A 24,898-nucleotide genomic window follows, 5' to 3' on the forward strand; every position below is an offset into this window, starting at 1 on the left:
ATCATACCTCCTTCTTCAGGTCCTCGTAGGGCACAGCAGGCAGGTGGGCTGTCACCGTGGTCCCCTCATCCGGCTCCGACCGGATCGCAAGCCCGTAGCCGCTGCCAAAATAGAGCCTGATGCGCTCGTTCACATTCTTAACCCCAATGCCGGACCCTCTGCGGGAAGGCGCATGGTCTGCCGCTGAGAACAGGCGCTCCACCTGCTCCATTGTCATGCCAAGTCCGTTGTCGGACACGCTCATGTACAGATCCCCCTCCCGGCGCCACGCCCGGATCCGTATCTCCCCGTCCCCGTCCATGAACTCCATCCCGTGATAGATGGCATTTTCCACCAGGGGCTGCAGCATCAGCTTCAGGCTGGCCAGATCCATCACATCCTCATCCGCCTCTATGGCGTAGGTGAATTTATTCTTATACCGCATGTGCTGGATCATCAGGTAATTGCGCACATGCTCCAGCTCATCCCTGACAGGGATGATACTTTTTCCTTTGCTCAGGCTGATGCGGAAAAACCTGGCCAGGGCCGTCACCACCTTGACGGCCTCGGACTGCTTTTCATTTTCAATCATCCACACAATGATATCCAGGGTGTTATAGAGGAAGTGGGGATTGATCTGGGACTGGAGGGTGTCAAATTCGCTTTTGCGCTTGGACTCATGCTCGGCCACAATATCATTCATCAGGCGGCGTATCTGCCTGGCCATGTTCTGGATGGATGTGCCCAGATGCTGTATCTCATAAGAGCCCACCATCTTCACCTCCGCTTCCAGGTTCCCCTCCTCGATCTCGTTTACCGCCTTTTCCAGTTCCTTAATCGGGTCCGTGATCCTGGTGGAGATGTAGGAGTTGATAATGGAAAGAATGAACAAAACAAATGCAATGATAAAAATGATCAGGAGCTTTGTCTTGATATTGTTAAGGGACATCCCATCCAAGGGCGTGACGCCCACGATCTTCCAGCCCGTATATCCAACGGTCTTTACAGTGACGATCCGCTTTTCTCCGCCAAATACAGTCTCATAATTCCCATCCCTCAGCCCGGCTGCCTCCAGGTTGTTTTCCTGGGCCAGACCTGAGTCTATGAGCTGGGCCCTGGGATGATAGATGATCTCCCCGTCACTGCTGATCAAATACACGTAGCCCCCGTTTCCCAGGTTCACCCCGTCAAAAAGCTGCTCCAGGCTGTTGTATCGGATATCGATGAGCAGGACCCCCTGGTCCGTGGAAGGCCCCTGGGTGATCTCCACTGCCCTGGAAAGGGAAATGACCCAGCGGTACTGGTTTTCGCTGGCATCAAAAATAGTCTGCACATGGGGCGTGGAGAAATGAAGGTTCTCCGTCTTTTCCAGGGTGTATTGAAACCAGTTTTCAGACCTCACATCCACATTGGTCTTTAAACGGGCTGCGGGAACGGCCTCCAGCATCTGCCCGTCCTTGGACAGCAGGGCGATATTTTCTATATTATCCTTATTATTGTCATACAACAGTGTGATCTCGCTGCCAATGGAACCGTCCGACAGGTCCGCATTCTTTATGACGCCGTAATACAGGGAATCGGACAGCTTCATGACCGTGCGCAGATAGGAGTCCATGGAACGGTTGATCTGGTTGATCAGGATCTGGTTCTCCTCCTGAATGGTAGACGCCATCTGGCCCGACAGCCTGGTGTACAGGGAGACACCGATAAACACGCTGGCCGCCAGGGCCGTCAGGGTAAAATATATGAATATGATATACCGGATACTGGCCTTTTGCAGATTGAGTTGCTGCTTTTTAAAAAGCATGGTCTTACTCCTTATTTAGTTCCCCTGAACTTTGTGGGGGAGATTCCAAACCGTTTCTTAAACACATAGCTGAAATAGTTCTGTTCCTGGTAGCCCACCTTGGCGGCAATGATATATGTCTTGTCATCGGTCTTGCCCAGAAGCTCCACGGCCTTATCCAAACGCACCTCGGTCAGGTATGCAATGTAGGCCTGTCCTGTTTCCTTCTTAAACATGGTGGAAAAATAGGCCGGGCTCATGTGCAGATGGCGGCATATCTTTTCCACTGAAAGCTCCGGATCCTGGTAATTGTCCATGATATACTGCTTGGCCTTCTGGATTACCTGCTTCATGGTGTTGTCACGTTCCTGGTTCATCACCTGGTTCATGCGCAGGGACGCGGACAAAAGCCATTGGCTGAAATCCTCCCGTTTCTGCATCCTGGGTATGATGGCAAAGGTATCCTCCCTTTCAGACCCTTCTTCCAGCAGCTGTTCCATATCCAGGTCATATTGCTGGATCATCTGTACAATGCTGCTGGACACGCTGAGCATGTACGCCTGGCACTGGCGGAAATGGACTTTGGCATCGCTCATCTTGTCAATAATGGTCTGGACCGCTGCCTCTATCTTTTCCCTTGGTCCGAATTTGATGGCGGATATCAGCTCTGCCTCATCCTTGCCGTCAAATTGGAGCTTTCCGCTGCTCACCGGCTCCACGTCATTGATATAGATGGTGCTTCCGCTGCCCACAATGGCTTTATATCCAAGGGCATCCACAGCCGCCTTATAGGAACTGCTGATATCGGAAAGCTTCTGGCATCCGTGCCCTATGCCGATGGTGATGGGCACCTCCAGGATCTTCCTGGTTTCCTTGCACACATCACCCAGCACATCGATCAGTCCGGTCTGGCTGTTTTCCTCATCAATTGCCGCAATGACCGCGATCTCAGACTCCGCGGTGCGCGCTGAAGTGGCCAGGGCGCACCGGCAGTAATTCTTAAGCTTTTCTTCCACAAGCTGCATCACGGATATGGGGATCAGGTCCTTTTCCTTGTGCAGGGGAAGCAGGACACCGTCCCGAATCTCCTCAGGCTCTATATCAATGGCCGCGGCCACCCACTTTTTGGCGCCGGAAAGGGGGATCGCATACTCCCTCAGCTTGTCCTCCACCTCCGTCTCAGGCATGGGATAACTCACCAGTTCATTTAAGAACTGCTCCCTGAGGATGGGCAGGCTTTTAATATAATTTTCCCGCAAAAGGTTTACATTCCTCTTCTGCTCGATCTCCTCATCCAGGTTGGCTTTGATCCGCTTTAAGATGGCTGTCAGCTCCTCCACATTGACCGGCTTAAGTATATACTCGGTCACGTTCAGCTTAATGGCCTGTTTGGCATATTCAAAATCATCATACCCTGAAAAGATCACGATCTTAATGGAGGGATATTTCTGGCGCACCCGTTCCGCCAGGGTCAATCCGTCCATGTATGGCATGCGGATATCCGTAAGGATCAGGTCCGGCTCCAGGGCTTCCACCTTTTCCAGGGCATCCTCTCCGTTCTCCGCATCCCCCACCACCTTAAAACCGGCCTCTGTCCAGTTTATTTTTCTTATAATACTCTGTCTGACTTCCTCCTCGTCATCCACCAGAATGATCCTGTATAAATCCATGTATGAACGCCCCTTTTCTTCGTAGTGATCAAACCGATCGTACCCTCAGCAGACAAGGGTATCCTATCAAATTATACAATGAGTCCCTGTATTTTGCAATTGCCGGAAATGTCCGGGCTGCTTATGATGTATGATAAGTATAAATAATATATCAATCATATTGTCCTTCACTGCTAATATATGTTATGATTAGTCCTGTAACAGACAGAATTATAGACCAAAAATAAAGAGGTACTAGCATGGGCGGAATATTTGGTGTTGCATCTAAGAACAGCTGTACGCTGGATTTATTTTTTGGAGTGGACTATCACTCCCATTTGGGAACAAAACGGGGCGGAATGGCCGTGTACGGCGAACAGGGATTTACCCGGTCCATACACAATATTGAAAATACTCCCTTCCGCACGAAATTTGATGGAGATTTAGCTGAACTGGAAGGCTACCTGGGAATCGGCTGTATTTCCGATAACGAACCCCAGCCCCTGCTGATCCAATCCCACCTTGGCAGTTTTGCCATCACCACCGTGGGCAAGATCAACAACCTGCAGGAACTGGTACAGGACGCTTACCAAAACGGTCATATCCATTTTATGGAAATGAGTCACGGGAGGATCAATGCCACGGAACTGGTGGCAGCCCTGATCAACCAGAAGGCCACACTTGTGGAAGGGCTCCTCTATGCCCAGGAACGGATCGAGGGCTCCATGACCATACTGATCCTGACCCCCCAGGGAATTTACGCTTCCAGGGACAAGTACGGCAGGACTCCTGTTATGATTGGAAAAAAGGAGGACGCCTTCTGTGCTTCCTTTGAGAGTTTTGCATATATCAATCTGGGCTATTCCGACTATATGGAACTGGGACCCGGAGAGATCGTATACATCACGCCAGAGAGCGTGGAGACCCTGAGTCCTCCAAGGCAGGACATGAAGATCTGTGCTTTTTTGTGGGTGTATTACGGTTACCCCACCTCCACCTACGAGGGAGTCAATGTGGAGAACATGCGCTACCAATGCGGAAAGCTTCTGTCCCGGCGGGACGAGTCCCAGCCCGATATTGTCGCAGGCGTGCCTGACTCAGGCATTGCCCATGCCATTGGTTATGCCAATGCGTCAGGGATTCCCTTTGCCCGTCCCTTTATCAAATATACTCCTACCTGGCCCCGATCCTTCATGCCCCAGAACCAGGGGGACAGAAACCTCATTGCCCGCATGAAGCTGATCCCTGTAAATGCGCTGATCCGCGGCAAAAAACTGCTGCTGATCGATGACTCCATTGTAAGGGGCACCCAGCTGGGGGAGACCACCCAGCTGCTCTATCAGAGCGGCGCCAAGGAAGTGCATATCCGTCCCGCATGTCCTCCTCTGATGTACGGCTGTCCCTATCTGAACTTTTCCCGATCTTCCTCTGAACTGGATCTGATCACCAGGAGGATCATAAAGGACAGGGAGGGCGACTGCGTGTCCGACCAGCTCCTTGCCGATTACGCCGACCCTGACAGCAGGAATTACCGGGAGATGGTGGAGGTGGTCAGGAACCATCTGGGCTTCACCTCACTGCGCTATCACAGGCTGGACGATCTGGTGGAAGCCATCGGAATCTCCCCCTGCAAGCTCTGCACCTACTGCTGGAGCGGCAAAAAATAATATTATTTTATCTGGTACAGGAGGGCATTGCATATGGCGGCAGCCACATTGCTGCCCCCCTTTCTTCCCCTGGCCACAATATAGGGGGTATCTTCCAATGTGAGGACCAGTTCCTTGGACTGCACCACATTCACAAATCCCACAGGAGCACCGATGATCAGCGAGGGCTTTATCCGTCCCTCCTTTACCAGCTCATAGAGCCGTATCAGGGCTGTGGGGGCATTGCCTATGGCAAATATACAGGGGCGTGTACCCTCCGGCGCCCCAAACAGCCGGACTGCTTTTTCCATGCTGGCAACCGCCCTGGTGCACTTCCTTTCTTTTGCCTCCCTGGCAATATCCTCATCCGCCATAAAGCAGAGCACCTCTGCTCCCAAAGCAGAAGCCGCCCTTTTATTGATCCCGGATTTTCCCATGTTCGTGTCCGTTATAATGACCGCCCCCTGCTTCAGGGCTTCCATGCCTTTTTTTACCGCATGGCTGGAAAATACCAGGCTGTCCGCATATTCAAAATCAGCCGTGGTGTGGATGGCGCGTTTGATGACCAGTTCATTCTCCGGATCCAGCCTGATCCCCATGTGGTCCAGTTCCTGCTGTATCAGTTCAAAGCTGCGGTGCTCGATCTGGGAAGGAAGCACCTGTTCCAACTGTATGTTTAACATTTTGTGATTTCTCCTTTTCCGGCTCCTTCAGCCAATCATTCAGTTCCTGCCCCTTGGCGGCAGGCCCATGATCCCATAGACAGCATCCATGTCCAGACTGGCCCTGAGTATATCCGCCAGCTTGTCATACTGCTGCCCGCGGTAGGATCTGTAGTCCCCGTTGGTTACCGTCTCCATGGACAAGCCCTTCTTTTTTGCCAGGCAGCTAATAATGTTCTCCCCAATACCGGGCGCATCAAACACGCCGTGGACATACGCGCCGTAGACATTTCCCCTGTTCCATCCGTCTGTCTTTACCTTTTTCCGGTCGCCGCCCCCTGCCTCCCCTGTCTGTTTTTCCATCAGGTACACCATGGGCCGGCAGATTTCCGGCTCCCGGCGCCAGGATACCAGCCGCGCTGTGTCCATGGCTCCGTTTTCCCTGTCTATGGCGGTTCTCCCCATATGGATCTCATATCCCTCAATACATGCGCCTGACAATGGCTGGAGCACTCCGTCCAGTTCCCCAAAGGAGCCTTCCACCTGTGTCCTCACCTTTTCTTCATAAAACTCGGTCCCAAGGGGAAGCAGCCCCATTCCGGCAATCTCCCTGTTCCCGTCAGACTCCACTCCCTGGGAATCCTTTAATCGTTCCCCCATCATCTGATATCCCCCGCAGATCCCCCACACAGGCACCTGCCTGTCCGCCAGCTTTAACACAGCCGCCTCCAGGCCATTCTGGCGCATCCACAGCAGATCCTGTATGGTATTCTTAGTGCCGGGAAGGAACACCATGTCCGGGGTTCCCAGTTCAGAGACCCTGGCCACATAGCGGAGGGACACTCCCGGGATTCTTGAAAACACATTAAAATCCGTAAAATTGGATATGCGTGGAAAACGGATAACAGCCAGGTCGATCATACCCGATTCCCCGCTGTCCAAATCCCGGCTGCTGTCCAGCCGTGTACTCAGGCTGTCCTCATCCTCAATATCCACATCCATGTAGGGGACCACTCCGGCCACCGGTATATGGCAAAGTTCCTCCAGCATATGGACTCCGGGATCCAGTATGGACTTGTCCCCCCGGAACTTGTTGATCACAAGACCCTTGACCCGGTCACGTTCCTCCTGTTCCAAAAGAGCGATGGTGCCGTACAGCTGGGCGAACACGCCTCCCCTGTCAATGTCCCCCACCAGAAGCACCGGGGCATCCACCAGGGCCGCAAGTCCCATGTTAACAATATCATCTGATTTCAGGTTGATCTCAGCCGGGCTCCCTGCCCCCTCGATCACAATAATATCATACGCCTTGGACAGGCGCTCATAGGATGCCATAATGTCAGGCACCAGGCTGCGCTTAATGGCAAAATAGTCCTTTGCCTTCATATTCCCCCTGGAAATGCCGTGGACGATCACCTGGGAGCCCACGTCCGTGGTGGGTTTGAGCAGAATAGGGTTCATGTCCACGGAGGGAGGGACGCCTGCAGCTTCGGCCTGGACCACCTGGGCCCTGCCCATTTCCAGCCCCTCTGAGGTGATATAGGAATTCAGCGCCATGTTCTGTGATTTAAAGGGAGCGGTCTTATATCCATCCTGCATAAAGATACGGCACAGGCCGGCTGCCAGGATGCTTTTTCCCGCATTGGACATTGTTCCCTGAATCATGATCGATCTTGCCATTATGAATTTCCCCCTGTGAGATCTGTATTTTCCTGTGTTCCTAAATCTGTATTCTCCCGTGTTCCTAAATCTGTATTCTCCTGTGTCCCTAAATCTGTATTCTCCTGTGTCCCTAAATCTGTATTCTCCTGTGTCCCGAAGTCTGTTTTTTCCCGTGACCCGGATGCTTCTGCAAAAACAGCCCTCATATGCCCCAGCAAATCTTTATTTTCCTCCCTGTTTTTTACGCAGATGCGGTAAAACGAACCGTCCAGGCCCGGATAATTGCCGCAGCTGCGTATAAGGACCCTTTTCTCCAATAGGCGGCGGCCCAGCTCCTCCCCCAGTTTTGTTTTAAAAAACACATAGTTTGCCTGGGAATCATACACGGTACAGCCCAGTTTTTTCAGCCCCTCCGTAAGCCACGCCCTCTCTGTCCCCATCAGTTTTCTCGTCCTCTCTACATATTCCTGTTCCTCAAGGGCAGCCTCCCCAGCCATCTGGGCCAGACCGGACACTGACCAGGGCTGTCGGACCATCTGAAGGGCTTCCATCAATGCCCCATCACAACAAAGCCCGTAGCCAAGGCGAAGCCCTGCCATGGCATACAGTTTGGTAAATGCCTTGAGCACAAACAAGTTCCCGTAGTCTCCCAGATCCGGTATAACCGAATACAGCTGGGGCTGATCCAGGAAATCACAGAAACACTCATCCACCACCAACAGGGTGCCGGTCTGTCTGCAGGCAGATACCGCCTTTGTCACAGCCCGGGAGGGCACCGGGATACCCGTGGGGTTATTGGGATTACACAGGAACACCATATCATAGGGGGCTCCTTCCTGTCCTGCCTGCAAAACCGTGGATACAAGCCGGTCCATGTCGGGGACAAAGCCAGCCTGTTCCTCCAGGAACAGGTAGTCCGGGCAGCAGCCCCATGCTCTCAGCGCCTGTTCATACTCAGTAAATGAAGGCGCTGTCACCAGGGCCCGTCCGGGTTTTAAGGCATACACCAGTCCAAAGATCAGATCCGCCGCCCCATTTCCGCAGATGACCCACTGTTCCGGGACCTGGTGGTGTCTGCCCAGTGCTTTTCTCAGCTTTCTGCATTGGCTGTCCGGGTACAGGCCGCACACATCTGTGTCCAGGCAACCGGCCAGCACCCGTCTAACCCCTTCAGGCAAGCCCAGGGGATTGATATTCGCAGAATAATCCAGATCTATTTCCCGGCTGTAAATGTCTCCTCCGTGCTGGTATTCCATGTATCTCTTCTCCTCTCCTTACCCTTGGTACACAGGGCAGATATGTTTTCTTTTATTGGGCCGGTTATAAATTGGGCCGGTTATAAATCGGACGATTTCAAACAGCTGCCAGGGCAGCGGCCAACACGGCGGCTAAAATCCCTTGTGCGGCAAACATCAGCTGATTGGCCCTTCTGATATCCGCCGGGACAATGGGCCTGTCATCCTCCCCTATGAAAGGCTTTTTGTGCAGGCTCCCAAAATACCAGGCATCTCCTGCCAGGCGCAGATGGAGGATTCCGGCGCAGGCCGCCTCCCCATGGGCCGAGTTGGGACTGGCATGCTTTTTCCTGTCCCTCAGGAATATACGCCATCCGTTCATTCCGTCCATCCCCGGAATGAAAAAAGCGGCCAGCACCATAAGACAGCCCGTGACCCTGGCCGGGATCAGGTTCAGGACGTCATCCAGCAAAGCGGCCGTACGTCCAAAGAACCGATATGTGTCATTTTTATATCCTATCATGGAATCCATGGTATTGACCGCCTTGTAAAACGTTCCTCCGGCCGGACCCAATAAAGCCATGAACAGGAACGGCGCCACCACCCCGTCCGAGGCATTTTCAGCCACTGTCTCCACCGCAGCCCTGGCAATGCCGTCCCTGTCAAGGACGCTTGTATCCCTGCCCACGATCATGGACACATGATGCCTGGCCATTTCCACCTCCCCGTCCTCCAGGCTCCGGCACACTTTCATGCTCTCCGTGCACAGCCCCCTGGCTGCCATCATCTGATAACATATGAAGGTTTCCAGGCAAAAGAGAAACAGGAAGGATCCGGGAAATCCGGCGCTGCGGACCAGGCGGAAAAGTCCCCATGGGACCATCCACCAGACGGCACACATGATAAACGTGAGAACAGCTCCCGCAGCAAGTTCTCTCCCCCTCATGCGCCTTCTCAGTTCCAGCTCCAGCCGGGCTATCATCCGGCCCATGAGACGGACAAGATGGGGAATGCAAACCGGGTCCCCAAACATCCAGTCCAGCGCGCATCCTGCCAGCAGCGCTGTGCTGTGAAATTTCCACAATTCAAGCCATCCCATGTTCTTTCCTGCTCCTTGTCATTTGATTCTCTGCCCTATTCCGCAGCACACTCTCCACACCTGGGACGCATACCCGGCTGCCTGGCAGCAGATTCTTCCCACCGTCTCCCGGTATTGGCGTTCAAAGGGATCCACCGGGACAATCCCATACCCGATCTCATCCGTTACCAGGATCCTGTCCGGGTTCGCCTTCATAAGGGCGTCCGCCATCCCCCTTATTCCATCCGCTCCCCTTCCTTCCCCGCAGACTGATTCTCCCAGCATGAGGCGCCTGATGAACAGGTGAAGATCATCACAATACATACCATCCATAAAGGTCCCCCAGTCCGCACCGGCCCCATGGGTCCAGATAACGGGCGGACCGGGCATTCCTGATGGACCGGATTGCCCGGATGCAGCGGACGGCCCGAATGCAGCGGACGGCCCGGAAACTACGGATTCCTCAAGGGAGGGCAAAAGGAATTTTTCAACAAACGCCTTTTTACCCTGACATCTTCCTCCGATCACCAAGATCACAGCACAAAACCTCCTGTCCTTACCAGTATTACCAGCACCCAGAAGCTGGCCAGTTCACAGATCTGCAGGAAACATCCCGCCAGATCACCTGTAATGCCCCCGAATTCTTTTACCGACATCCTGTAATACCATCCAAAGACCAGAAGCTGTACCCCTCCCACGGACGCGGCCAGGATCCCGGCCTCCTTCCCCGCGGTGAGACATGCCGCCGCGGCCAGGGCAGTACACAGGACCAGCCACAGGACCAGGACCAGCCTGTCCAGCTTCTTTTTGGATGTCCGGGCAAATCCGGCTGCCAGTCCGTCCTTTTTTGCCGGCGGAAACCATACCACGGACAGACCGCTGAGAGCCCGCTCCGTCACAAAAAACAACAACGGCACGGCATACAGGACCATTCCCGCCCCCTTCTGACGGGAAGCCAAAAGAAGTGCGTATTCATTGGCCGCCCCCAGGTACAGCATCATATAAACAGCTGTGGAAATAACTGCAAACGCCCCCAAATGGGGATCCTTCAGGATCTCCAGCTTCTTTGGCCTGCCGCCATAGGAATGAAGGGCATCCATGGTGTCCAGAAAACCGTCCATATGGATTCCTCCTGTTACCAGAACAGGGACGCAGGTTCCCACCAGGGCCGTGGTCCAGGGAGCAAAGCCAAGTACATCCAGACCGGCATAAAACCACGCTCCCACCACCAGTCCCTCCACAATTCCCACCATGGGAAAAAAACACATCACATAGCGCATCCGCTCCTGGGTCCATTCCACTGTGGGCATGGGGATCTTGGAATACATGGAAATGGCTATGATACAGGAATAAATTCCATTCATTTGACGCTGCCGCTCCTCTCAACACTGTTCCCGCACCTCTTCAGCCACACGGGAATCCCATAAACCACCTCCACCACCTGGTCCGCCATTTCCGCCAGACGTTGGTTCAGCAATCCCATGAGCCTGATATACTCCATAGTCTCCGGATCATACAGGATGCCGTCCATTGCCACCTCATTGGTGACAATCACCATATCTTTTACCTGGGCTGCGAGACATCTTATGTCCTCAGCCAGGACTTCGGCCAGGGAACAGGCATCCGGCCTTTCAGAGTGTGTCCGGTCAGCGCCGCCTGAGCCAAACATCTCATTTGCCGCCAGATTGGATACACATTCCAAAAGCACTGCCCGGTCCAGTCCCGTATCCGGCTGCTGACCGGGTCCACAACCAAGTCCATGGTTAGATTGACGGTAACGTTCATGGTCAGGTCCATGGCCGGAAAAAACGTTCCCCACGTCCCGCCGGCATTCTAAAGTGATAAATCCTTTTCCCCGGCGCAGTTCCTGATGACGCTTTACCTTAGCCCTGCCCTCCTCCCCAAACACCTCCATGGTCGCCACATAATAGCGCCTGGAACAAGGGGAGCCCATTATAAGGCCTTCTGCATATTCCGATTTTCCGCTGCCGCTGCCGCCTGTGACCAGGTAGATCATTTCCTTCCTCCCATTCCTCCGGATCCGATCCATATCCGGTTCCATCACTTCAGATGTTCATATTGCTCCACATGAATTTCCTCAAAGCTGCTCATCCGGTCATACACAACCGCCGCCATGTCAAGGAGGGGGAACAGGGCCGCTGCCCCGGTCCCTTCCCCCAGGCACATCCCGGCCTGGATGGCAGGCTTTAAACCCAGGGCTTTCAGCACCATTGCCCCTGCCGGTTCCGCTGAAATGTGGGAGGCCAGAAGATAATCCTTTACCGGCGGGCAGATGCCCACCGCCGCCAGGGCTGCCGCTCCTGTGATCAGTCCATCGATCACCACGGGAAGGCCCACCGCCCCACAGCCTATGTAGAAACCGGCCAGCGCCGCCAGGTCCAGTCCCCCCACCTTTGAAAGTACGTCCACGGGATCTTCCCTGTCCGGCCTGTGGAGGGCGATCCCATCCTTTATGACCCTTATCTTTCTTTTGTACCCCTCGGCGGTAAGGCCGGCCCCCCGCCCGGTCACCTGTCCAGGATCCTGATCCAGCAGAACGGACAGCACCGCACTGCTGGTGGTGGTGTTCCCGATTCCCATCTCTCCGGAGCCCGCCAGATTGTATCCCCTGCTTTTCAGACCTTCTGCGATCCGTATCCCCGCTTCCATTGCCATCACCGTCTGTTCACGGCTCATGGCAGGTTCCCTCAGGAAATTCTTTGTACCCATGGAAACCTTTTCCGGTATGACTCCGGGGATCTCCCCGCAGCAGTTCATGCCCACGTCCACAGGTATCACCTTCGCCCCTGCCTTTTCAGCCATCAGGCATACGCAGGAGCAGCCTTTTCCCATGTTTCCGGCCACAATGGCAGTGACCTCCTGCCCTGTCTGTGTCACCCCTTCCTCAACAATTCCATTGTCCGCGCACATAACCACAATTGCCTTTTTATCAATGGAAATGTGATGGGACCCCGAGGCTCCTGCAATACGGACAATATCCTCCTCCAGGACGCCCAGGCTGTTAAGGGGCTTTGCCACCCTGTCCCAGTGTGACAAAGCCTGCTCCAGGGCGCCGCGGTCCGCTCCCCTGACCGAATGAATCGCTTCCTCCATTGTCATGCTCTTGTTTCCTTTCCAAATTTGATACACCTCGCCGCAAACCGTTCCACCAGTTGAGGACAGGAGGGATAATACAGGTGGGGAAAACCTGCCATCACATTTCCCTCTGATCTCATACACGGCCACGACCTGTCACCTACAGGTTTTCTGGCAGTCATTACACAGACCTCTTTTTTCACCTCACAGTTCCAGTAATGGAACTCGTGCCCTTTGATCCATCCGCCAGTGGGCATATAGGGGAGTTCCCTTTCCGGATACAGGGTGATATATCCAAAACGCCCTTTTTCCCTGCCCCTATAGCCGCGGCCGGAAAACACCCCGACCATGGGATAATCCTGTCCATCCGCCCCTTCCAGTGTATCCAACAGATAGAGGTATCCTCCGCATTCTCCCAATATGGGCATTCCCCTTTTAGCCGCCTCGGACACCGAGAGGCGCATGGTCACGTTTTCAGACAGCTGCCCGGCATGGTTTTCCGGATACCCTCCGCCAAACAGAAGCCCATCCAGCCCATCCGGCAGCTCCCTGTCATGGACAGGGCTGAAATACACAAGCCTTGCGCCCGCCTGCTCCATGGCATCCAGGTTGTCTCTGTAATAGAAGCAGAACGCCTCATCCATAGCCACTCCAAGAGAAAATCTCTCAATATTTTTCTTGGAATCTGTTTTTTGTGCGCATTCTTCTTTTGAGTTTTTTTCTCGTGAGTTTTTTTCTCGTATTTTTGCCTGTCCGTTAACATACCCGGAAACCGCTGCCAGCTTTTTTATATCCACTGTCCTCTCCATCACATCGGCCAGCTGCTCCATCTGACCTTTGAGTCCCTCTATCTCATGGGGAAGGATCAATCCCAGATGGCGGCTTTGGACCTGAAGGAAGTCCAGCTCAGGCACATATCCCACCACAGGTATATGAAGCTGTTCCTCCACCAGTTTACCCATCTGTTCATATATCATGGGAGACATACGGTTAAACAGGACGCCTGCAATATGATTATGGCAGGAGGGACTCTCCCCCCGGTCATACGGCGGGATATATTCCATGAACCCATGGATCTGGGCTGCCAGGGACAGACTGGCCCCTTTTGCATCCACCACCAGTATCACGGGGATCTCCAGGATACCGGCCACCTCATAGGAGCTGCCCTTTACGCAAATACCTCCCAGGCCGTCAAAATATCCCATCACTCCCTCAACCACGGCAAAGTGGTCCATGGCAGCGCCTGAATACTTTCTGCGCATATGCTCCGGTGTCTCAAAAAAACTGTCCAGATTTCCGCTTTCCACGCCCAGCACCTTGCGGTGAAACAGGCCGTCAATATAATCCGGTCCGCATTTGAATCCCCAGGGATCCCATCCCTTTCTTTCAAGAAGGGACAGCAGGCCGCAGGTCACCATGGTCTTTCCGCTTCCGCTTTTCCCTGCAGCGATCATAACTCCTGCCATTGTATCTCACCCCCGCCGCCGGCCGGTTCCTCCGCATCGGCCGGATACTGCATGGCTGCCACATACACGGGATTCTGGGCTTTGGGCATGTGATATCTGCCCACGGATTCCACCGGCGCTGCCCATACCTGGACCAGCTCCGTTTCCCGGAATCCGAATTCGCGGATACAGTCCAGGATCTCCCCCACGGTCTCCAATGTAATGGCATTGGCCACAATGCGGGTTTCAGGGTTGGCTTCCAAAAGGGTTTCCACGATCTCCTTCATCCTGCCCCCGCTTCCCCCGATAAACGCATGGGTGGGAGCAGGAAGCTCCTTCATCGCCCCGGGAGCCTCCCCCTCCACGATATGAAAGCCCTGCCAGGCCCCATGGAATTTCTGGGCATTGGATTGGATCAGCTGCAGAGCTTCCCCGCTTCGCTCAATGGCATACACTTCTCCGGTGCCGCCCCTGCGCCTGATCTCCATCCCCATTTCCACGGCCACGGATCCGGTGCCTGCGCCGATGTCATAGCACACAGCGCCATCGCCTATACGAAGTTTTTCCAGGGAAAGCCGTCTGACCTCAGCCTTTGTCATGGGCACCTGCCCTCTGATGAAATCACTGTCCTCAGGCCCTGCTGCGGGATAGAGCTGTCCCTCCAGCGCCTGCTCATTCTCCACCAAAACACAGGCAAGGCTTCCGAACGGATGATGTTCATCCTCCATGATCAGTTCCGCCGGTGTCATCTCCCAGCTAATCCGCTCGTCCTCATAGGAGAAATTTTCTCCCGCCCATACGCTCACATGGCTCATGCCGCTGCTCACCAGCTGGCGGCAGAGGGAAGGCACGCTTCCCGGTCCTCCCAGAAGGACAAAACAGGACCTGTGGTTCCTTATATGGGCAACCACATCGCACTCCCGTCCGTGGTTGCTCACAGCATGGACATTCTGCCAGCTTTTCCCCAGACGCGCGCAGAAGTAGGATAAGCTGGATATGCCCGGAACATACTCCACATCCCAGCCCTCTCTCATAAAGGCTTTGGCAGCCGCCTCCGCGCCGCTGTAAAAGCCGGTGTCCCCGGAAAGCACCAGCGCTGCCTCCTCCCACTTAAAGCTGCCCAGCCACTGCACCATCTCGCTTGGTTTATAGGCGGAAAACACACGCTTTCCCTCCGTATATGAGCGAACACTTTCCAGCATGCGTTCCGCTCCCGTAACCACCTGCGCTGCCTCCAGGCAATCCATGGCCCGGCCTGTCAGCTGGTCCTCGCCCCCCATGCCGATCCCCACCAGATATACAATTGGACGCAGCTCATCCATATATGCATTGTCATCCCTCATGGTCCATCCACTCCTTTATCTGTTTTTTTACTTCCTCCAGTGAAATTCCCTGGCCGCTGTCCGGTCTGTCTATTAAAACGGCCGTGATCCCGGCCCTGGAAGCCGCGTCCAGCTTTTCCTCCAGCCCTCCGGCCCGGCCTCCGTCCTTGGTAACAAGATAACGGCAATCATATTCACGGATCATAGCCAGGTTCATTTCCCTGGAAAAGGGACCCTGCAGGGCAATGATATGGCGTCCTTCATACCCCAGGTTCCTGCATATCTGCACAGACTCCACAGACGGCAGGACCCTGGCATATACCCTCTGCCGGTAATCCTTAAGTTCACAGAAGGAAGCCAGCTCCTTGCTGCCTGTTGTCACCAGTATATTGCCCTCCCTGTGCTTTAACCAGGAAACTGCTGTCCCCAGATCCGGGACGGAGACCACGTCCTCACGCTCCCTGCCTTTGTCCCTCTGACACCGCAGAAGCCGGATCCACGGCCGTGTCTCACATGCCGTTCGTATGTTCCGCGTAACCTCAACCGCATAGGGGTGGGTGGCGTCTATTACCATCCCCGGCTTTACCTGGTCCAGCAATGCCTCCATCCCGGCCCGGTCAAGGCGGCCCTGCCGGATGTCCGGCTGCGCGTCCGGCTGCATGCCCGGCTGCGCGTCTGGCTGCGCGTCCGGCTGCGCGTCCGGCTGCGCATCTGGCTCCACTGTGCAGGATTCCATTATATACTGCCCATATTCCGTGGCCACGCATACCACTGTCTCGCATCCCATGGATACGAGATATCCGGCCAGCAGGCGGCCTTCCGTGGTGCCCGCAAAAAGCACTGCCTTTTTCTTTTCTTTACTTTCACTTTTCTCCATGCCTGTAGCCCCTGGGCGTCACCATATACGGCCCGATCTGTTTGGTGTGCGAGTTTCCGATGTACACAGTGGTAAACATGTCCACCTGCCTGTCCTTTATCTCCTCTAAGGACAACACCTCCATGGACTGTCCCTCCCGTCCAATATTGGCCACCAGACCGCAGACCGTATCCCCGGACCTGTATTTCAGGATCCGCTGGCATGCCTGTCTGAAATAATCAGGTCTCCCCTTGCTGGCAGGATTATAAATACACATGACAAAATCCGCCCGGGCCGCTGACTCGATCCTGTCCCAGATCGTATCCAGCGGCGTCAGTCTGTCGCTGAGGCTGACAACTGCAAAATCATGCATGAGGGGAGCTCCAAGAACAGCTCCTCCCGCACATGCGGCAGTAACTCCCGGCACGATCTTAACCTCTATCCCGGGATACTCCTTGGACAGCTCCAGCATCAAGCCTGCCATGCCATAGACGCCGGCATCCCCGCTGCATATCATAGCCGTGTCCTTTCCCTCCATACAGCACTCCAGGGCCTTACGGCACCGCTCTTCCTCCCGTGTCATGGCTGTTGTCAGAAATTCTTTCTGAGGAAAATGCTCACGCACCAGATCCACATAGACCGTATAGCCTGCAATGACCTGGCAGCGCCTTAAGGTTTCCAGGGCCTCCCCGGTCATTTGTCCCACGTTTCCAGGTCCCATGCCCACCACATACATGGTGCCCGGGGCGCGCTTTCCCTCCCTGTACATGGTCGTAAACCCAGGATCATACAGTTTAGAACGCTCATACCCCTTCTGGGCCACGCTGTCCCCCACCACGATCAGAGCCGTCTTTGTGATATGCTCCTTTTCCGCCGCTTCCTTCAGGGTTCCCACCGTGCAGCGCACCACCTTTTCCTCCGGCCAGGTGGCCTTATAGACAATGGCCGCCGGCGTATCCGCCTTATATCCGCCCTCCATCAGTTCCCGGGACAGTTCCTTCACCATTCCCGTGCTCAGGAATATCACCATGGCTGCACCGTGGGACGCAAAACCGCGTATGGACTCCCGCTCCGGAACCGGAGTCCTGCCCGCCATTCTGGTGATCACCACGCTCTGTGTCACATCCGGCAGTGTATACTCCATTCCAAGGGCTGCCGCAGCCCCGCAAAAGGAACTTACCCCCGGACATATATCATATGCAATCCCCTTTTCATCCATCCAGTCCATCTGCTCCCGGATCGCCCCGTAAATACAGGGATCCCCTGTGTGAAGGCGCACCACGCAAAGGCCTGCTTCCCAGGACCGCTCCACGATCCCAATCACTTCCTCCAGGGTCATCCTGGCGCTGTCATAGATAAGCGCGCCTTCCCTGGTCATGTCAAGAAGCTCAGGATTCACCAGGGACCCTGCATAGATCACCACATCCGCTTTGCCAAGCAGTTTTTGTCCTCGCACTGTTATCAGATCCGGGCTTCCCGGACCTGCTCCTACTATATGTATCATCCATATCACCTTCCGCTTCATTGATTCGCCTTCAAACGTGCAAGCATCCCGGACGCTCCCGGTGTCATTCCCAGTATCCCCCGTTCATTGGTAAATACCAGGGCCTGGATATCCAGTCTGCCCGCCGCCCTTTGTTTCAGATGTTCCGTTATACGTTCCATGATCCGCTCCATCACCTGTTCCCGAAGACCTTCCCTGGTTTCCAACAGCCGAAGCCCTTCGTCCACGGTGATGGCATCCAGTATCAGGTTTACCAAAGAGCAGCCGGCTCCGCAGGCCGCTCCATATGCTGCCAATATCTCCATGCGCCCATCTGCCACTGATGAGTGGGTGTTCATAATACCTGCCGCCAGTTTCAGCAGCTTTCCTCCATGTCCCACCAGGAACAGGGCCTTTACCCCTTCCTCCACCGCCATATCAATGGTACTGCCGATGAAATTACTGCACTTGACCGCCTGGTCCAGCCCGATCCCCAGGGAATGCTCTAAAAACGCCTCCCCGTAATTCCCGGGAGCAATGATAACCCTTTCATATCCTGCCAGCACCTTCTGCCTCAGCTCCAGGCGTATGGTTTCCAAAAGGGCCGATTCACTCATGGGTTCCACCATACCGCTGGTCCCCAGTATGGAAATGCCTCCCTGTATTCCCAGTTTGCTGTTAAAGGTCCTCTTTGCCACTTCCACTGCCCCGGGTACGCTGATCTCGATCTGCAGAAAACCTTTGAATCCGTATTCCATGCACTGGTCAGCCACCTGCCGGAAAATCATCTGCCGGGGCACAGGATTAATAGCTGCTTTTCCCACCTCACAGCTCAATCCATCCTTTGTAACAGTTCCAACTCCCACTCCGCCTACTAGTCTCAGGCAAAATTGGTCATTTTTATATTCATAAAACCCACTTTTACAAATGTCCCTCTCCCCGCAAACTGTGATCCTGGAATATACGGTCAGCCCATCGGTCACATCAGGGTCATCCCCCGCGTCCTTCCTCACCCCGCAGGAAACAAAGGCCTGTCCCATGGAAATGTCCTCCACCTCCAGATCCAGCCCTATCCCCTTAGGCGTGGTAATGGCCACCTGCTCTGTCCGCCTGCCGCCAAGCAGCATAACGGCAGCCGCCAAAGAAGCCGCTGCCGCACAAGTACCCGTGGTATATCCCCATCGCAATTTTTTCTGATTCTTATAGATGTATGAGTCTCCCATCGTATCACCTGCTGTCCAACCTCTGACTTATAAGCTAAAAGTATACCATATCTATATGTATTTCTCAATGTTTAATTTGACCGGAAGCACGGCGGCAGCCACCGTGATCCCGTCCCCGGCTTCACGGCCAAACGCCAGGCCTCCCCCCTTTGCCAGACAGGCTCTCTCGCACACATTGCCCACGCCTACGGTCCGTCTGACAAAGTCCGATTCCCGAAACTCTCCCTTCACCCCGGACAATTCACAGGCGCTGTAAAACGCCAGCTCCCACCCACGGTCTCGGGCCAGCGCAAGCACGGCCGCTTCGTCCCGTTTCACATCAATGGTAGCCAATGTTTTTACAGAAGCCGGATCGATCCCATGTCTGTCCAGGCACTCCCTTACCCGGTGCTCCAGAGCATGGACCTCCACTCCGCGGCGGCATCCAACGCCCACTGTCACAGCTTTTGGCACCAGTCTTAACAGCCCGGGCTTGTCCTGTTTCTCCCCGGACGTTTGATACCGTTCTTTCCATGTTCTCTCATCATTCACCGTAATCCATATATTTCTTTCACAGACATCCCGGACACATCCAGCCGGCACCCGGCCGGTCCCCAGGTCAAAATCACTGAAAAAGCCTACCGGCGTCCCCTCCAGCAGATCCACGGATACCTGCTTTGCAGCTTCCCTGTCCGCGATCACAAGCCGGTTCTCGGCTGCAAACACATCCACTGCAAAAAGGCCGTTCACGTCAGTGGCAGTGGTGATGACGGGAACAGCCCCCAACAGACGCGCGATCCGGACGGCCAGACGGTTTGCCCCTCCCACATGGCCGGACAGGATGGGTATAACAAAACGCCCTGCCTCATCCACCACTACCACGGGAGGATCTTCCATCTTATCCCGGACAAAGGGGGCAATGGCCCTGACAGCGATCCCGGCCGCTCCCACAAACACCATGGCCCTGTGGTCGCCAAACATGGCCGCGGTCCACTGGTCAAGGGACTGTTCCCGGCACTGTATATTAATATTTTCACATTCCCCGTCCCGGAAACGCTCCGGTACATATCCGGTGCATTCCAGCATTTCCCCTGCCAGTCCGTTAGCCAGCCGGCTGCACAGCCGGCTTCCCTTGGCTGTAAAACTGATAATTCCTATCTTCATCTGTATTCCTCCGCTGCCCAACCCCCGCTCCAGTATAACGGATATTTAATCCTGCTGCAATGCCTCCTGCTTCATCTCGCGCTTGCGCTTTGTGATCAATCCTCCGATCCTTCCGCTCTCCTTTGCCGTCAGGCTTCTCCATCCGCCTTCGATGACCTTGGATTCCAGTCCCAGTTCCTGGGCAATCTCAAATTTCAGCTGGTCCTGGGGACTTAAGTTATGAGGATCAAAGGGATCTCCCTTTTTTGCTTTTCCCATGCTAATTTACAGCTCCTTTCATATCTTTCAATTAAGTACAAAAGGATTATGCCCATGCACAGGCCCCCCTATACGGTCTTTACAACTAATTCCAATTACTCTTGCTTTTTAACTTGTTGTATATTATACTGAATCTATATTTATTGTCCCATTATATACAATATTTTGACGAAATTTTCACATAATCTATCGGCTATATATTTCATGTTAAATGTAGAAAGGAAGCACAACGTGAATATCGCAGTAATTGATGACTCCATTGATGAGGCGCGTCAGTTGGCCGGTTATATAAACACGTATTTTACGGATGCACATATCTGCCAGCAAACGACAATATTTAACACTGCCGCTGACTTTCTTCATTTATGGCACAGGAATGCATTTGACCTTGTTTTTATAGATATTTTTCTGAAAGGAGAGGCATCCGGAATCCGTGTTGCAGAACGCATCCGCAAGGATGATGACCAATGCGCCCTTATCTTTACCACCAGCAGCACAGATTTTGCCCTGAAGGGGTATGAAGTCCGTGCCCTGGACTACATGGTAAAGCCCCTGCGCTACGGAAAGTTCAGCCAGACCATGGACTATTTCAGATCCGTGTCCCAGAAAAAGCGCAGCCACTATATCGAAGTAAAAGAAAGCCGCATCATGGTCAAGCTGCCCATTGACGATATCCTGTACACGGACTACAGCAACCACTACATCCAGATCCACCTGGAGGATAAGACCGTGAGAACCTATATGAGGTTCCATGACTTTTCTAGTCTGCTGCTGTGTTATCCCCAGTTCATATGCTGTTACAGGAACTGTATCATCAACATGGATAAGGTTTCCGCCCTTGAAAAGACGGAATTTGTGCTCACCACAGGAGAACAGCTTCCCATCACCAGGAATCTGCGGTCCCAGATCCATCAGCAGTATGCAGACTATCAGTTTTCAAAGCTAAATGGAGGTATCTGATGGTTTCTATCGATATTCAGCTGGTCTGTACGATCCTGGCTGAGATTTTATTTGTAATCCTTCCGTTTATCATTACATTCCGCAAAGAATGGAGATTTTCTGCGGCTAAAATTACAGGTATTCTTGCAGGATACCTTTTTTTTGTGTGCCTTTTTACCTTTGCATCCCTTCGTTTTTCCAGGGATCAGATTTATCTTCCCTGGGTCTGCATCACCATGACGGCCAATGTACTGCTGTGCAGATGGCTTTCAAAGGCAGACTGGCAGGTGGTGGTGTACACGCTGTTTCTGTTTAAAAACTTCGCTGATATTGCTGTCTTTTGCGCCAGCCTGATCTATGCTTCCAGGAACCTTCCCAAAGGAAATCTCCACATCGCCAACGCAGAACTGGCTTACCGCCTGCTGCTGCTCTTTGTCATGGTCAGCAGCGCCTACTATCTGCTCCACTGTTATCTGCTGGAAGCCGTGGATTACACGCGCCCCCTGCCGGTGTGGAAGCATCTGGTCTCCATTCCCGTGCTGTTCTTTATCGTATATCACTTTGATACAGGAAGTGTTCCCGCCCAGCTATTCCTGGCCAGACATCCCAATGCCGCCTTCTCTGTTATGGGCTGGGCCGTATGTATTTACGCGGTGCATTACGTAACCCTGAGAATCCTTTCCAGACTGGCCCAAAGCTATGCCATCAAGGAACAGTACCGGACCACCAGGCTCCTGGCCAGCGTTCAGACCTCCCAAATGGCGACCCTTCAGTACAACCTGGACCAGCTTAAGAAAGTGCGCCATGATTACCGCCACCACCTTATCACTCTCAAGGGACTCCTGGAGGAAGAAAAGGCAGATCAGGCCCTGGAATATATCAACGAATATCTGGGAAGCTTTGAAGCCCTTTCCATGGTGCAATACTGCTCCAACGTATCCTCCAACGCCCTTCTCAATTATTACATCAAGCTGGCGCAGGATCAGGGAATCGATGTGGAGACCTCCATTTCGCTTCCGCCCTCCCTACCCGTTCCCGAGATCGATTTCTGCACCATTCTTGGAAACCTGCTCTCCAATGCGGTGGAGTCCTGTATGCGCCAGACCTGCGGCCCTGCCTCCATTGCCATCAATATCGGACAGGCCGGCAAATCCATGATCGCCCTGTCCGTACGCAATACCTACACCCATGTCATATGCCTGAAGGACGGACGTTTCATGTCCTCCAAAAGGGATGATCTGGGCACCGGCACATCATCGGTGCGCTACCTGGTGGACCGGTATCACGGAATCCTTAAATTCACCTACGAGGAAGGCATCTTTGAAGCATCCCTGCTTTTAAATCCGCTTATGAAGTAACTATAAGGCGCAGGTAACCAGTTCCCGCCCAAAGACAAAAACCGGCTGCAGGCATCTGTCTGCAACCGGTCTTATAACATACGATTATTCTTCTACCTGCTGTGCTACCGCATCAATATCCACGTCAGCTACATCCAGATCCTGTGCTGCAGGAGCCATCATAGCCTTGATGCTCAGGCTGATCTTGTGGTCTGCTTCGTTGAAGTCTACCACTCTTGCTTCAATCTCTTCACCGATCCTCAATACGTCTGCTGGCTTCTCAACATGTTCTCTGGAAATCTGGGAAACATGAAGAAGAGCATCTACGCCCGGCTCCAACTCAACAAATGCGCCGAAATCCGTCATACGCGCCACACGGCCTACTACAACATTACCAACAGCATACTTCTCTGCTGCCTGTACCCATGGATTCGCCTCAGGGAACTTAAGACTCAGTGCAATCTTCTCACCCTGGATATCCTTGATCAGGACCCTCACCTGGTCTCCGGCCTTGAATACCTTCTTAGGGTTCTCAACACGGCCCCAGCTCATCTCAGAAATATGAAGCAGTCCATCCGCTCCGCCCAGGTCAATGAATGCACCGAAATCTGTCACATTCTTAACAGTTCCTTCCACTGCATCACCAATCTGGATTCTGGAGAACAGTTCTTCTTTCAGCTGTGCCTTCTGTGCAACCAACAGCTGCTTTCTGTCGCCAATGATCCTTCTTCTCTTGGGATTGAACTCTGTAATCACAAATTCAATGTCCTGTCCGGCATACTTGGACAGATCTTTCTCATAGCTGTCAGATACAAGGCTGGCCGGGATAAATACCCTAGCGCCCTCAACCTCAACGCTTAAGCCTCCGTCTAATACCTGTGCTACCTTTGCGGTCAGAACCTCCTGGTTCTCAAACGCCTCTTCCAGACGCTTATTGCCTCTGTCAGCCGCCATACGCTTATAGGATAAAGAAACCATGCCCACGCCGTCATTCAGCTTAATGACTTTGGCTTCCATCTCCTCACCAATCTGTACTTTGGTGGTCAAATCTACATTATTGTCGTTGCTGTATTCATCACGGGTAATAACGCCTTCCGACTTATTCCCTGCAATACTCAGAATAATCTCATCTTTGCTGACTTCGATGACCTGACCGGTAACTATCTCTCCTGTACGTATTGGTTTGGTTGATTCTTCCTCTTCCTTTAATAACTCTGCAAAACTCTGCTCTGCCATTCTGGTATGAACCTCCTCAATAATCTTTTTTGGGGTGGATGCCCCAGCTGTAATACCTACGCTGCGCACAGAAGATACACTGTCAGGATCTAAATCGCCGAGTGTCTGAATGTAACATGTGTTTTTACATTCCTTGAGGCATATTTCATATAGCTTCTGGGTGTTAGAAGAATGCCTGCCACCTATAACAATCATGGCCTCCACCTGTGAAGCAATCCTCGCTGCCTCCACTTGTCTTTCCTGTGTTGCATTGCAAATCGTATTTAAAACACTACTATCATAACCCTTTTTTGAAAATTTTTCAACTAATTCTTTAAATTTGTTGTAATTAAATGTCGTTTGGGACACGATACACAGCTTCTGACCCTTAAGAAGAGAAAATTTATCAACCCCTTCCCCGTCTTCTATGACCGTGGTGTACTCATTTCCCCAGCCCCTGATTCCTTCCACTTCGGGATGGTCCGGGCTTCCGATGATCACCACCGCATCCCCTGCCTGGGAATGTTCCGACACGATGCGGTGAATTTTCTTCACAAAGGGGCAGGTGGCATCCACAATCGCCACCTGGCGCTGGCCGAGGATGTCATATATGTGACGGCTGACTCCATGGGAACGGATGATGACCGTCCCCTCTCCCCTGGGCAGGGACAATAGATCCGCCTCTGTCTCCAGCACCCGGACGCCCTTGCTCTCCAGGTCCTTTACCACTTCCTCGTTGTGGATAATGGGTCCATAGGTATAAATAGGCCCCTTTGCCCGCCCATCCTTCACTGCCTGGATCTGCTGGTACACCTGATCCACGGCGCGCTCCACGCCGAAACAGAAGCCGGCGCTTTTAGCCACCACCACTTCCCGCTCCATGG

Annotated in this window: 21 protein-coding genes; 3 read left to right on the forward strand and 18 right to left on the reverse strand. The window is 53.4% G+C overall.

Annotated elements, in window-relative coordinates; translation table 11 throughout:
- Position 1 precedes the first annotated feature (1 nt).
- Together ABID13_RS00270 and ABID13_RS00275 are read right to left on the reverse strand one after the other, a co-directional pair.
- Positions 2-1,786, reverse strand: a complete 1,785-nt coding sequence (locus tag ABID13_RS00270; protein WP_048930671.1) for a sensor histidine kinase — start codon at positions 1,784-1,786, stop codon at positions 2-4.
- An 11-nt stretch (positions 1,787-1,797) separates the two neighbouring features.
- The gene (locus ABID13_RS00275) at positions 1,798-3,435 is read right to left on the reverse strand and encodes a response regulator (protein WP_007863993.1); all 1,638 of its coding nucleotides are present in this window, start codon (positions 3,433-3,435) and stop codon (positions 1,798-1,800) included.
- A gap of 239 nt (positions 3,436-3,674) precedes the next feature.
- Here ABID13_RS00275 and ABID13_RS00280 point away from each other — a divergent pair, with 239 nt between their 5' ends.
- Complete coding sequence (locus ABID13_RS00280) at positions 3,675-5,081, forward strand: amidophosphoribosyltransferase (RefSeq protein ID WP_007863992.1); 1,407 nt, start codon at positions 3,675-3,677, stop codon at positions 5,079-5,081.
- Between the two features lie 2 nt (positions 5,082-5,083).
- Here the strand turns inward: ABID13_RS00280 and ABID13_RS00285 are convergent, their stop codons facing one another.
- The 15 genes from ABID13_RS00285 to ABID13_RS00355 form a co-directional block, all read right to left on the reverse strand.
- Complete coding sequence (locus ABID13_RS00285) at positions 5,084-5,743, reverse strand: precorrin-8X methylmutase (RefSeq protein WP_007863991.1); 660 nt, start codon at positions 5,741-5,743, stop codon at positions 5,084-5,086.
- A gap of 39 nt (positions 5,744-5,782) precedes the next feature.
- Positions 5,783-7,402: a cobyric acid synthase gene (locus ABID13_RS00290; protein WP_048930670.1), complete on the reverse strand. Its 1,620-nt coding sequence runs from the start codon at positions 7,400-7,402 to the stop codon at positions 5,783-5,785.
- Entirely contained in the window at positions 7,402-8,640 is a 1,239-nt protein-coding gene (locus ABID13_RS00295) for a pyridoxal phosphate-dependent aminotransferase (RefSeq protein WP_242849283.1), read from the reverse strand. The genes ABID13_RS00290 and ABID13_RS00295 overlap by 1 nt, the downstream gene beginning before the upstream one ends.
- Before the next feature lie 97 nt (positions 8,641-8,737).
- Entirely contained in the window at positions 8,738-9,718 is a 981-nt protein-coding gene (gene cbiB, locus ABID13_RS00300) for an adenosylcobinamide-phosphate synthase CbiB (protein ID WP_007863986.1), read from the reverse strand.
- A gap of 18 nt (positions 9,719-9,736) precedes the next feature.
- Positions 9,737-10,234, reverse strand: coding sequence for a bifunctional adenosylcobinamide kinase/adenosylcobinamide-phosphate guanylyltransferase (locus tag ABID13_RS00305; RefSeq protein WP_053095361.1), 498 nt, complete (start codon positions 10,232-10,234; stop codon positions 9,737-9,739).
- The gene (locus ABID13_RS00310) at positions 10,231-11,061 is read right to left on the reverse strand and encodes an adenosylcobinamide-GDP ribazoletransferase (protein WP_007863981.1); all 831 of its coding nucleotides are present in this window, start codon (positions 11,059-11,061) and stop codon (positions 10,231-10,233) included. The genes ABID13_RS00305 and ABID13_RS00310 overlap by 4 nt, the downstream gene beginning before the upstream one ends.
- Positions 11,058-11,714: a bifunctional adenosylcobinamide kinase/adenosylcobinamide-phosphate guanylyltransferase gene (locus tag ABID13_RS00315; protein ID WP_007863979.1), complete on the reverse strand. Its 657-nt coding sequence runs from the start codon at positions 11,712-11,714 to the stop codon at positions 11,058-11,060. The genes ABID13_RS00310 and ABID13_RS00315 overlap by 4 nt, the downstream gene beginning before the upstream one ends.
- A gap of 44 nt (positions 11,715-11,758) precedes the next feature.
- On the reverse strand, positions 11,759-12,817 hold the full coding sequence (gene cobT / locus ABID13_RS00320) for a nicotinate-nucleotide--dimethylbenzimidazole phosphoribosyltransferase (protein ID WP_048930669.1): 1,059 nt from the start codon (positions 12,815-12,817) through the stop codon (positions 11,759-11,761).
- Positions 12,814-14,259 (reverse strand): cobyrinic acid a,c-diamide synthase CobB, encoded by a 1,446-nt coding sequence (locus ABID13_RS00325; RefSeq protein ID WP_048930668.1) that lies wholly within the window; start codon positions 14,257-14,259, stop codon positions 12,814-12,816. The genes cobT and ABID13_RS00325 overlap by 4 nt, the downstream gene beginning before the upstream one ends.
- A complete protein-coding gene (locus ABID13_RS00330) occupies positions 14,244-15,581 on the reverse strand; it encodes a bifunctional cobalt-precorrin-7 (C(5))-methyltransferase/cobalt-precorrin-6B (C(15))-methyltransferase (RefSeq protein WP_007863975.1) in 1,338 nt (445 codons plus the stop codon). Before ABID13_RS00330 ends, ABID13_RS00325 begins: the two co-directional genes overlap by 16 nt.
- Positions 15,571-16,437, reverse strand: coding sequence for a precorrin-6A reductase (gene cobK, locus ABID13_RS00335; protein WP_048930667.1), 867 nt, complete (start codon positions 16,435-16,437; stop codon positions 15,571-15,573). The genes ABID13_RS00330 and cobK overlap by 11 nt, the downstream gene beginning before the upstream one ends.
- Positions 16,424-17,920 carry a precorrin-4 C(11)-methyltransferase gene (cobM, locus tag ABID13_RS00340; RefSeq protein ID WP_048930696.1) on the reverse strand — a complete coding sequence of 499 codons (1,497 nt, stop codon included), beginning with the start codon at positions 17,918-17,920 and terminating at the stop codon, positions 16,424-16,426. Before cobM ends, cobK begins: the two co-directional genes overlap by 14 nt.
- 17 nt (positions 17,921-17,937) lie before the next feature.
- On the reverse strand, positions 17,938-19,122 hold the full coding sequence (gene cbiD / locus ABID13_RS00345; RefSeq protein ID WP_048930666.1) for a cobalt-precorrin-5B (C(1))-methyltransferase CbiD: 1,185 nt from the start codon (positions 19,120-19,122) through the stop codon (positions 17,938-17,940).
- A 51-nt stretch (positions 19,123-19,173) separates the two neighbouring features.
- Positions 19,174-20,265: a cobalt-precorrin 5A hydrolase gene (locus tag ABID13_RS00350; protein ID WP_007863970.1), complete on the reverse strand. Its 1,092-nt coding sequence runs from the start codon at positions 20,263-20,265 to the stop codon at positions 19,174-19,176.
- A 45-nt stretch (positions 20,266-20,310) separates the two neighbouring features.
- Positions 20,311-20,523 carry an alpha/beta-type small acid-soluble spore protein gene (locus ABID13_RS00355; protein WP_007863968.1) on the reverse strand — a complete coding sequence of 71 codons (213 nt, stop codon included), beginning with the start codon at positions 20,521-20,523 and terminating at the stop codon, positions 20,311-20,313.
- 231 nt (positions 20,524-20,754) lie between these two features.
- On the opposite strand from ABID13_RS00355, the gene ABID13_RS00360 reads away from it, so the two are divergent.
- Entirely contained in the window at positions 20,755-21,483 is a 729-nt protein-coding gene (locus ABID13_RS00360) for a LytR/AlgR family response regulator transcription factor (protein ID WP_007863967.1), read from the forward strand.
- A complete protein-coding gene (locus tag ABID13_RS00365) occupies positions 21,483-22,820 on the forward strand; it encodes a GHKL domain-containing protein (RefSeq protein ID WP_007863964.1) in 1,338 nt (445 codons plus the stop codon). Before ABID13_RS00360 ends, ABID13_RS00365 begins: the two co-directional genes overlap by 1 nt.
- Before the next feature lie 84 nt (positions 22,821-22,904).
- Here ABID13_RS00365 and ABID13_RS00370 read toward each other — a convergent pair whose 3' ends face one another.
- On the reverse strand, positions 22,905-24,896 hold the full coding sequence (locus ABID13_RS00370) for a bifunctional 4-hydroxy-3-methylbut-2-enyl diphosphate reductase/30S ribosomal protein S1 (RefSeq protein ID WP_045093288.1): 1,992 nt from the start codon (positions 24,894-24,896) through the stop codon (positions 22,905-22,907).
- Between the last annotated feature and the right edge of the window lie 2 nt (positions 24,897-24,898).

Origin of the sequence: Enterocloster citroniae (assembly GCF_040545455.1) — a bacterium.
In the GTDB taxonomy this organism is placed as follows: Bacteria; Bacillota; Clostridia; order Lachnospirales; family Lachnospiraceae; genus Enterocloster; species Enterocloster citroniae.

What these genes read in the sequence shown, in the direction of transcription:
- ABID13_RS00370 (WP_045093288.1), bottom strand. Translation starts at nt 24,896, where the DNA reads ATGGAGCGGGAAGTGGTGGTGGCTAAAAGCGCCGGCTTCTGTTTCGGC.
- ABID13_RS00350 (WP_007863970.1), bottom strand. Translation starts at nt 20,265, where the DNA reads ATGAAGATAGGAATTATCAGTTTTACAGCCAAGGGAAGCCGGCTGTGC.
- ABID13_RS00330 (WP_007863975.1), bottom strand. Translation starts at nt 15,581, where the DNA reads ATGAGGGATGACAATGCATATATGGATGAGCTGCGTCCAATTGTATAT.
- ABID13_RS00355 (WP_007863968.1), bottom strand. Translation starts at nt 20,523, where the DNA reads ATGGGAAAAGCAAAAAAGGGAGATCCCTTTGATCCTCATAACTTAAGT.
- ABID13_RS00275 (WP_007863993.1), bottom strand. Translation starts at nt 3,435, where the DNA reads ATGGATTTATACAGGATCATTCTGGTGGATGACGAGGAGGAAGTCAGA.
- ABID13_RS00270 (WP_048930671.1), bottom strand. Translation starts at nt 1,786, where the DNA reads ATGCTTTTTAAAAAGCAGCAACTCAATCTGCAAAAGGCCAGTATCCGG.
- cobM (WP_048930696.1), bottom strand. Translation starts at nt 17,920, where the DNA reads ATGATACATATAGTAGGAGCAGGTCCGGGAAGCCCGGATCTGATAACA.
- ABID13_RS00365 (WP_007863964.1), top strand. Translation starts at nt 21,483, where the DNA reads ATGGTTTCTATCGATATTCAGCTGGTCTGTACGATCCTGGCTGAGATT.
- ABID13_RS00290 (WP_048930670.1), bottom strand. Translation starts at nt 7,402, where the DNA reads ATGGCAAGATCGATCATGATTCAGGGAACAATGTCCAATGCGGGAAAA.
- ABID13_RS00315 (WP_007863979.1), bottom strand. Translation starts at nt 11,714, where the DNA reads ATGATCTACCTGGTCACAGGCGGCAGCGGCAGCGGAAAATCGGAATAT.
- ABID13_RS00295 (WP_242849283.1), bottom strand. Translation starts at nt 8,640, where the DNA reads ATGGAATACCAGCACGGAGGAGACATTTACAGCCGGGAAATAGATCTG.
- ABID13_RS00325 (WP_048930668.1), bottom strand. Translation starts at nt 14,259, where the DNA reads ATGGCAGGAGTTATGATCGCTGCAGGGAAAAGCGGAAGCGGAAAGACC.
- cbiB (WP_007863986.1), bottom strand. Translation starts at nt 9,718, where the DNA reads ATGGGATGGCTTGAATTGTGGAAATTTCACAGCACAGCGCTGCTGGCA.
- ABID13_RS00285 (WP_007863991.1), bottom strand. Translation starts at nt 5,743, where the DNA reads ATGTTAAACATACAGTTGGAACAGGTGCTTCCTTCCCAGATCGAGCAC.
- ABID13_RS00310 (WP_007863981.1), bottom strand. Translation starts at nt 11,061, where the DNA reads ATGAATGGAATTTATTCCTGTATCATAGCCATTTCCATGTATTCCAAG.
- cbiD (WP_048930666.1), bottom strand. Translation starts at nt 19,122, where the DNA reads ATGGGAGACTCATACATCTATAAGAATCAGAAAAAATTGCGATGGGGA.
- cobK (WP_048930667.1), bottom strand. Translation starts at nt 16,437, where the DNA reads ATGGAGAAAAGTGAAAGTAAAGAAAAGAAAAAGGCAGTGCTTTTTGCG.
- cobT (WP_048930669.1), bottom strand. Translation starts at nt 12,817, where the DNA reads ATGACAATGGAGGAAGCGATTCATTCGGTCAGGGGAGCGGACCGCGGC.
- ABID13_RS00280 (WP_007863992.1), top strand. Translation starts at nt 3,675, where the DNA reads ATGGGCGGAATATTTGGTGTTGCATCTAAGAACAGCTGTACGCTGGAT.